The sequence below is a fragment of the Streptomyces sp. NPDC091281 genome (assembly GCF_044757425.1).
In the GTDB taxonomy this organism is placed as follows: domain Bacteria; phylum Actinomycetota; class Actinomycetes; order Streptomycetales; family Streptomycetaceae; genus Streptomyces.
Genome location: NZ_JBIVUY010000026.1, coordinates 1 through 7,937, shown reverse-complemented (window position 1 = coordinate 7,937; position 7,937 = coordinate 1). Strand labels below are relative to the sequence as shown.

At 72.0% G+C, this 7,937-nt stretch carries 3 protein-coding genes; all 3 read right to left on the bottom strand.

All coding sequences use genetic code 11. The features are described from left to right. Nucleotides 1-3,016: amino acid adenylation domain-containing protein (locus ACIQPQ_RS37525; RefSeq protein ID WP_401313430.1), on the bottom strand; the 3,016-nt coding region annotated here is incomplete at its 3' end. Between the two features lie 110 nt (nt 3,017-3,126). Next, a complete protein-coding gene (locus tag ACIQPQ_RS37520; protein ID WP_401313427.1) occupies nt 3,127-3,330 on the bottom strand; it encodes an MbtH family protein in 204 nt (67 codons plus the stop codon). 50 nt (nt 3,331-3,380) lie between these two features. Beyond that, nucleotides 3,381-7,937, bottom strand: a 4,557-nt coding sequence (locus ACIQPQ_RS37515) for an amino acid adenylation domain-containing protein (RefSeq protein ID WP_401313424.1), incomplete at its 5' end; no start/stop codon positions are given.

The window sequence follows — 7,937 nt, the reverse complement described above, 5'->3', positions numbered from 1 at the left end:
GGGCGGGCAAGGAGCGGCGGTCGACCTTGCCGCTGGGGGTGAGGGGCAGCCGTTCCAGCGGTACGTACAGCGCGGGCACCATGTAGTCCGGCAGCAGCCCGGACAGACGGGCCCGCAGGTCGGACGTGTGTATCCCCGCTTCGGCGTCCTCGCCCACGACGTACGCCACCAGACGTCTGCGGCCGGTGTCGTCCTGCCAGGCCAGCACCACCGCGTCCCGCACGTCCGGGTGGGTCAACAGGGCGCTCTCCACCTCGCCCAGCTCGATGCGGAAGCCCCGGATCTTCACCTGGTCGTCTGCGCGGCCCAGGAACTCCAGGTCCCCTGAAGCCAGCCAACGCGCGCGGTCGCCGGTGCGGTAAAGCCGGTCGCCCGGCACGAAGGGGCTGTCGACGAACCTCTCGGCGGTCAGCTCCGGCCGTCCGTGGTAGCCGCGCGACACACCTTCGCCACCGATCCAGATCTCGCCCGGCACACCCGGCGGGACGAGGCTGCCGTGCGCGTCGAGGACGTACACGCGCGTGTCGGGCAACGGGCGGCCGATCGGCACGTACACCCGGCCGCGCAAGCTCTCCTCGGTCGGGACGAAGACCGTCGAGTCCACGGTCGCCTCCGTGCCGCCGTACGCGTTGACGACGACGCAGTCGTGCTGGACGCGGCTCAGCAGGGGACGGCAGTCCTCCACACGCCAGCCCTCGGAGCCGACGGAGATCAGCCGCAGCGGCGGGAACGCCTCACCGCGGCGGTCCACTTCCTGGAGGACGGCGTTGAGCAGCGACGGCACGATCTCCAGGCCCGTGGCGTCTGTCTCGGCGATCAGGTCGAGGAGCGCCGACGGCTCGGTGGTGACGTCCTTCGACGCGATGATCAGCGCACCGCCGAAGGGGAGGGAGCGGATCAGGTCCGCGAAGAACAGGTCGACGGAGAGACTGGACACCGACAGGAAGCGAAGCTTCAGCTCCTCCAGTCCGTACCGCTCGTCCCAGGCCATGAGGATGTGCCGGACATTGCGGTGCTCGACGGCGACACCCTTGGGCTCGCCTGTCGAACCGGAGGTGTAGATGACGTACGCCAGGTCGGTCCCGGTGACGGCGGTTCGCGGCGGGGTGGCGGGCAGCCGACCGATCGCGTCCAGCTCCGCGTCCAGGTCCACGACCCGCAGTCCCGGCCCGGCGGGCAGGCGCTCGTGCACCGCCGACTGACCTACGACGATCCGGGCACCCGAGTCCGCCAGCATGGAGGCGAGGCGGTCGGCCGGGAAGCCCGGGTCGAGCGGCACGTACGCGGCGCCCGCCCGCAGGATGCCGAGCAGGCCGACCGCCATGGCAGAGCCGCGTTCCACGCTGAGCCCCACCAGGGAGCCGGGGCCGGCGCCGAGCGCGATCAGGTGGTGGGCGAGCCGGTTGGCGCGCTCGTTCAGCTCTCGGTGGGTGAGCGTGGCGTCCTCGGCGATCACGGCGACCGCGTCCGGGGTATGTGCGGCCTGCTCCGCAAGCCGCTCGTGGATCAGGGGGCCGTCGCCCGCCGGCAGTCGCGTGGCGTTCCACTCGATGACGACCTGTCGGCGCTCGTCCTCGGTGAGCAGCGGCAGCGCCGCCACGGGCCGGTCCGGGTCGGTCACCGCGCCGGCCAGCAGCACGCCGAGGTGGCCGGTCAGCCGGGCCACCGTACGCTCGTCGAAGAGCTCGGTGCTGTATTCGACCAGGCCGTGCAGGCGCCCGTCCCGCTCCTCGAACTCGAAGGTGAGGTCCGACAGTGAGGCGTGGCGTTCCAGCTGGTACGGGGAGACCGTCGTGCCCGGCAGGTCCAGGGTGTCGGCGGGGGTGTTCTGCAGGACGACCGTGGCCTGCACCAGCGCCGTCCGGCTCGGGTCGCGCTCCGGCTGCACCGCCTCGACGAGCTTGTCGAACGGCACGTCCTCATGGGCGAACGCGTCCAGGACCGTGTCCTTCACGCGCCCCAGCAGCTCCGCGAACGTCAGCTCCGGGTCGACCTGGGTACGCAGCACGACCGTGTTGACCAGGAAGCCGACCAACTGCTCCAGTTCCCGGTGCCCGCGCGCGGCGGAGGACGTTCCGACGGCGATGTCCTCCTGACCGGACCAGCGGGCGAAGACCGCCTTCACCGCGGCCGTCAGCGCCATGAACAGGGTCGCGCCGCGCTCACGGGCCATCTCCTTCAGCCCCGTGACCGTGTCGGCGGGCAGCTCGAAGCCGTACACTGCGCCGGCCGACGAGCGCACGGCGGGCCGCGGCCGGTCGGTGGGCAGTTCCAGCGGGGCGATGCCCTTCAGCTGATCACGCCACCAGCCGAGCTGTGCCGCCAGCAGTCCGCCGTCCTCCAGCCGGGCTCGCTGCCAGGCGGCGAAGTCCGGGTACTGGATGGGGACGTCCGGCAGGCCGGGCTCGCGGCCCTCGGTGTGCGCCGCGTAGAGCACGCCCAGTTCGCGGGCCACGACGCCCATGGACCAGCCGTCCGTGACGATGTGGTGCATCCCCAGCACGCAGATGTGCTCGTCCTTGGCCAGGCGCACCAGCAGCACGCGGACGAGGGGGCCGGACTTCAGGTCGTACGGCCGGGTCATCTCCGCCCGAACGGCCTTCCGCGCGGCGTCCTCGTCGGCGGCGGCGGTGCTCAACCAGTCGGGGTCGAACCGGTCGTGGACGACCTGTACGCCCCGGCCGTCACGGGAGTCGAAGGTCGTCCGCAGCGCCTCGTGGCGGGCCACCAGGTCACGGACGGCGGTGCGCAGTGCCTCCGTGTCGAGGAGCCCGCTGATCCGCACGGCCAGCGCCGAGTGGTAGTCGGCCCCGCCGGGCGCGAAGTCCTCCAGGAACCACAGGCGCTGCTGGCCGAAGGACAGGCGCAGCTCACCGTCGCGCGGCACCGCCGGGACCCGGACCAGTGGCGCGGCTGCGGCGGCCCCGCCCTGGCCGGCCAGCCGCTGGGCGAGCACCTCGCGGAGTCGTTCGGGAAGGGCGGCTATCCGGTCCGCGCGGGAAGGCGGCGTGTTCATTGGCGGGATCCCCCAGGGAATTGCTGGTCAGCAGGTCGAGAAGGCGGCCCGTCCGGCCGCCGTGGCAAGGCGGTGGCCAGAAGCGGGTGGCCGGAACGAGGCGGCACGGCTCAGGCGGAGGCACGCAGACTGCGCGGGCGCATGTCCGTCCAGTTCGCCTCGACGTGGGCGAGGCACTCCTCGCGGGGCCGGTCGGCGAGAACGACCTGCCAGCCGTCCGGCACGGCCGTGCCCGTCGGCCACAGCGAGTGCTGACCCTCCCCGTTCACCAGGACGTCGTACGAACGGTCGGACTTCTCGAAGGGGTTGGACATGGTGGGGCCTTTCCACGTGTGGGGTGAAGGAGATAGAGGTGGCAGGTGGCTCAGGACGTCCCGGCGGCCGCTTCCAGCTCCGCCAGGACCAGCTCCTCGACGCCGGCGGCGGTCTCGGCGACCGTCGGCCTCTCGAAGAGCGCGCGCGGCGACAGATCGGTGCCGAACAGCGCGTTGATCCGCGACACAGCGCGCAGGGCGAGCAGCGAGTCGCCGCCCAGCTCGAAGAAGTTGTCGTGGACCCCGACCCGTTCGGTGCCGAGCAGTTCTCGCCACGCCTCGGCGATGAGCTCCGCGGTGGGCGTCGCCGGGGCCTCGTACTCCGTGCCGGTGACCAGGCGCTGTTCCGGCGCGGGGAGCGCCCTGCGGTCGACCTTTCCGTTGGCGGTCAGCGGCAGTGCCTCCAGCGTGGTGAACACCGCCGGGATCATGTGGTCGGGCAGCGACGAAGCCAAGTGTGCGCGCAGTTCGGCCGCGCTGGGCACCCGCGTACCGCCGGCCGGGACCACGTGCCCGACCAGGGCGGTACGGCCCGACGCCGGGTCGGTGTGCGGGACGACGGCCGCGTCGCCAACCGCCGGATGGGTCATGAGCGCGGCCTCCACCTCGCCCGTCTCGACCCGGAACCCGCGGATCTTGACCTGTCCGTCGGCGCGACCAAGGAACTCCAGTGTCCCGTCCGCCCGCCACGCCACCAGGTCCCCGGACCGGTACATCCGGGTACCGGGGGCGCCGAGCGGGTCGGCGACGAAGCGTTCGGCCGACAGTCCCGGCCGCCCCAGGTAGCCGTGGGCCAGACCGTCGCCGGCGATGTACAGCTCGCCCGGCACACCGATCGGCGCGGGGGCGAGCTCCTCGGTGAGTACGTACACCCGGGTGTTGTGCAGCGGTGAGCCCAGTGGCACGGAACCCGCGCCCGGAGCACCGCCGTCCACCGAGCCGCGCACGTCGTGCATCGTGGTGAACGTGGTGGCCTCGGTGGGGCCGTACCCGTTGGTGAGCCGCAGCGCGGGGTGGGCGTCCAGGACACGGGCGCAGTGCTCCGGGGAGAGCCGGTCACCGCCCGCGACGAGCTGCCGCAGCCCCGCGAACGCGTCGATGTCGTCGTCGGCGACCTGGTGAAACAGACCCGCGGTGAGCCACAGGTGTGTGACGTCGCGCTCCTTGAGGAAACGGCCCAGCTCTACCGTCGTGGGCAGCCCTTGCGGGTGCACCGCGAGCCGCGCCCCGCGCAGCAGGGCCGTCCACACCTCGAACGTCGACGCGTCGAAGGACAACGAGGCGAACTGGGCGACCGTGTCGCCCGGGCCGACGTCCGTGTACGCCACCTCGTGCACCAGGCGGACGACGGCCCGGTGCGGGGTGAGCACGCCCTTCGGGGTGCCGGTCGAGCCGGAGGTGTACATGACGTACGCGATGTCATCAGGGCCCGGATCCGCCGCGGGCGCGGTCGCCGGCCGCGCGGCGACCGTCGGCGCGTCCCGGTCAAGGTCGACGGACCGTGTTGAGCAGGACAGCAGCCGCTTGCGCGTCCTCTCCTCGGTGACCAGGAGCTCCACCCCGGCGTCGCCGATCATGTAGGTGAGGCGGTCGGCCGGGTAGCTCGGGTCCAGCGGTACGTAGGCGGCGCCGGCCTTCAGGACGGCGAGCAGCGCGGTGATCGCGTGCGTGCCGCGTTCCAGGCACAGGCCGACGAAGGTGCCGGGGCCGACCCCCAGGGACACGAGGTGATGTGCGAGCCGGTTGGCCCGTTCGCCCAGCTCACCGTAGGTCACCTCCTCGTCCCCGTACACCAGGGCGACGGCGTCAGGGTGCGCGGCGGACCGGGCGGCGAACAGCTCCGGGAGAGACACCTCGGGCAGGTGCCTGGCAGTGTCGTTCCAGGCCCTTACGGTCAGTTCGGCCTCTGCGGCAGTGAGCATCGGAACCCCGGCCACCGGCGACGCGGCCTCGCCGGCGGCGGGGAGCGCGGTCAGCAGGGCCTCCAGGTGGTCGCACAGTCGGGCCGCGGCGTCCTCGTTGTACAACGCCGCGTCGTACGCAAGGGTGTAGGCCAGCTCGTCACCGCCGTAGGCGATGAGGTTCAGCGGATAGTTGGTCGCCTCGGAGCCGCTCAGGCCGCGGACGCGCAGCCCGTGGGCGGCGGCGGCCTCGTCGTCCATCGGGTAGTTCTCGAAGACAACCAGTGTGCGGAAAAGCTCCTCTCCGCCCTCCACGTCGCCGCACGCCTGGACGCGCGGCAGCGGAACGTGCTCGTACTGGCGTGCCTCGACCTGGGTCCGCTGCACCTCTGCCAGCCAGTCGGCGACCGGCGCGGTCCCCTCGACGCGGATTCGTACCGGCAGCGTGTTGATCAGCATGCCGACCATCGACTCCGCGCCCCGCAGCTCCGCTGGCCGGCCCGAGACGGTGGCGCCGAACAACACGTCATCGACACCGGCGTGCCGGGCGAGCAACAGAGCCCAGGCACCCTGGAGCACGGTGTTCACGGTGAGCCGGTGCCGGCGGGCGAAGTCGAACAGCTCGCGGGAGACCTTCGGCGGCAGGCGGCGAGCGATCCGCGCGGTGGAGCCCGTGCGGTGGCCGGGCGCACAGTGCCGGACGACGGGAAGCGGCGTCGGTGCCCGGAAACCGGCGACGATCTCCCGCCAGTACGCCTCCGCCCCCGCCAGATCCTGCCGTTCAAGCCACTCCACGTACGCGCCGAACGGCCGGCGTGCGGGCAGCTCGGGTTCCCGCCCGGCCGCCAGGTCCGCGTACGCCAGGTAGGTCTGGGTGAGGACGTCGAACGCGGACCAGCCGTCCAGCAGGATGTGGTGGAAAGCGCACACCAGCCGCACCGACGTGTCCGACAACCGCACCAGGGTGAGCCGCATCAACGGAGCGGTGGTCAGATCGATCGGCCGGGAGCGGTCTTCGGTGAGGAGGCGACGCACCGCCTCGTCCCGTTCGGCGGCCGACAGGGCACGCCAGTCGAGGTGGGTGACGGGCAGCTCCGCCCGGCGGTGGACCACCATCAGCGGGCGCTCGACATCCCGCCACTGCAGCGAGGCACGCAGCACGCCGATGCGGTCGGACACCGTCTGCCAGGCACGGGCGAGCAGCATCGGGTCGCTCACGCCTTCGGCTTCGAAAGACATCTGCTCCGCGTACGCGCCCGGGTCGGACAGCGTGTGGAAGAGCATGCCGCTCTGCAGCGGAGTGAGCGGGTGGATGTCCTCGACGTCCCGGCCGTCGCCGGCGATCCGGTCCACGGCCGCCTGGTCGAGCCCGGCGAGCGGGAAGTCGGACGGTGTCGCGCCGCCGTTCTCCGGCCGCAGACAGTGCTCCACCATGCCGTGCAGCGCGGCGAGAAATGCCTCAGCGAGCTGCCGGACGGTAGTGGTGCGGTGTACGGCGGGAGCATGGATGCAGTCGATGCGCAGTTCGCCGTCGTCGACGGCGGCCACGATGTCGATGACGTGCGGTCGGGGCTGCTCGGGCTCCTGGTCGGCGCCGAGCGCGGCCAAGCGGGCGCGCACCAGGCCGCCCTCACTGGTGGCTCCCTCCCATTGACCGAGGTAGTTGAAGCTGACCTCGGGCTGCGGGACGGTCGTCAGGGAAGTGTGCGCGGGGCTCCCCGGCCCAGACAGGTGACGCAACGCCCCGTAACCGATGCCGTGGCCCGGGACCGCCCGCAGTCGTTCCTTCACCGACTTCAGGGCCTGCCCCCAGTCACCCTCCGGGACGTCCAGCGTCACAGGGTGGATGGTGGTGAACCAGCCGACCGTACGGGACAGGTCGATGTCGTCGAACAACTCCTCGCGGCCGTGGCCCTCGAGGGCGATCGTGACCGGTGCGCCCGCCAGGTCACCCAGGACGCGGCCGAGCGCGGTCAGCAGTACGTCGTTGATCCGCGTGCGGTACGCGGCGGGAACCCGCTGCAGCAACGCCTCCGTCCCGGCGCGGTCCAGCCGTACGGAGGTGACCGCCGCGGCGCCGAAGGTGTTGGCGTCCCCGTCCCCGTCCCCGTCGCGTGGCAGAGGGCGGACGGCGGCGGCCGCGTCCCGCCAGTGGTCTAGTTCGTGGTCCAGGGCGCCGGAGCGGACGTGTGTGGCCAGGCGCTGCGCCCACTGCTGGTAGCTGCTGGTCTTCGCGCCCAGGTCGGCGGGGCGCCCGGCGGCGAGCTGTGCGTACGCCGTCGCCAGGTCCTCCAGGACGATCCGCCAGGACACCCCGTCCATGACGATGTGGTGGACGGCGAGGAAGAGGCGGGGCGCGGTGCCGTCCGCGAAGCGGAACAGGATGCCCTTGACGAGGGTGCCGCTCGCCAGGTCGAGGGAGCGCTGCGCCTCCAGGGCCGCCTCGTGCAGGGCGGCGTCCCGTTCGTCGTCGGTCAGCGCGGACAGGTCCCGTACGGTCAGCCGCTGCGCGTCGGCGTCACCGTTGCCGTGTTCCTGTGTCCAGTTGTTGTCGTTGTGGGTGTAGTGCGTCTGTAGTGCGTCGTGGTGGGCGATGACTGTGTTGAGTGCCTGTTTCAGCAGGGTGGTGTCGGTGTCCGGAGCGAGTTCCAGGTGCGTGGACATGGCGTAGTGGTTGGGGTTGACGGTGTGTTCGGTGAAGAACCA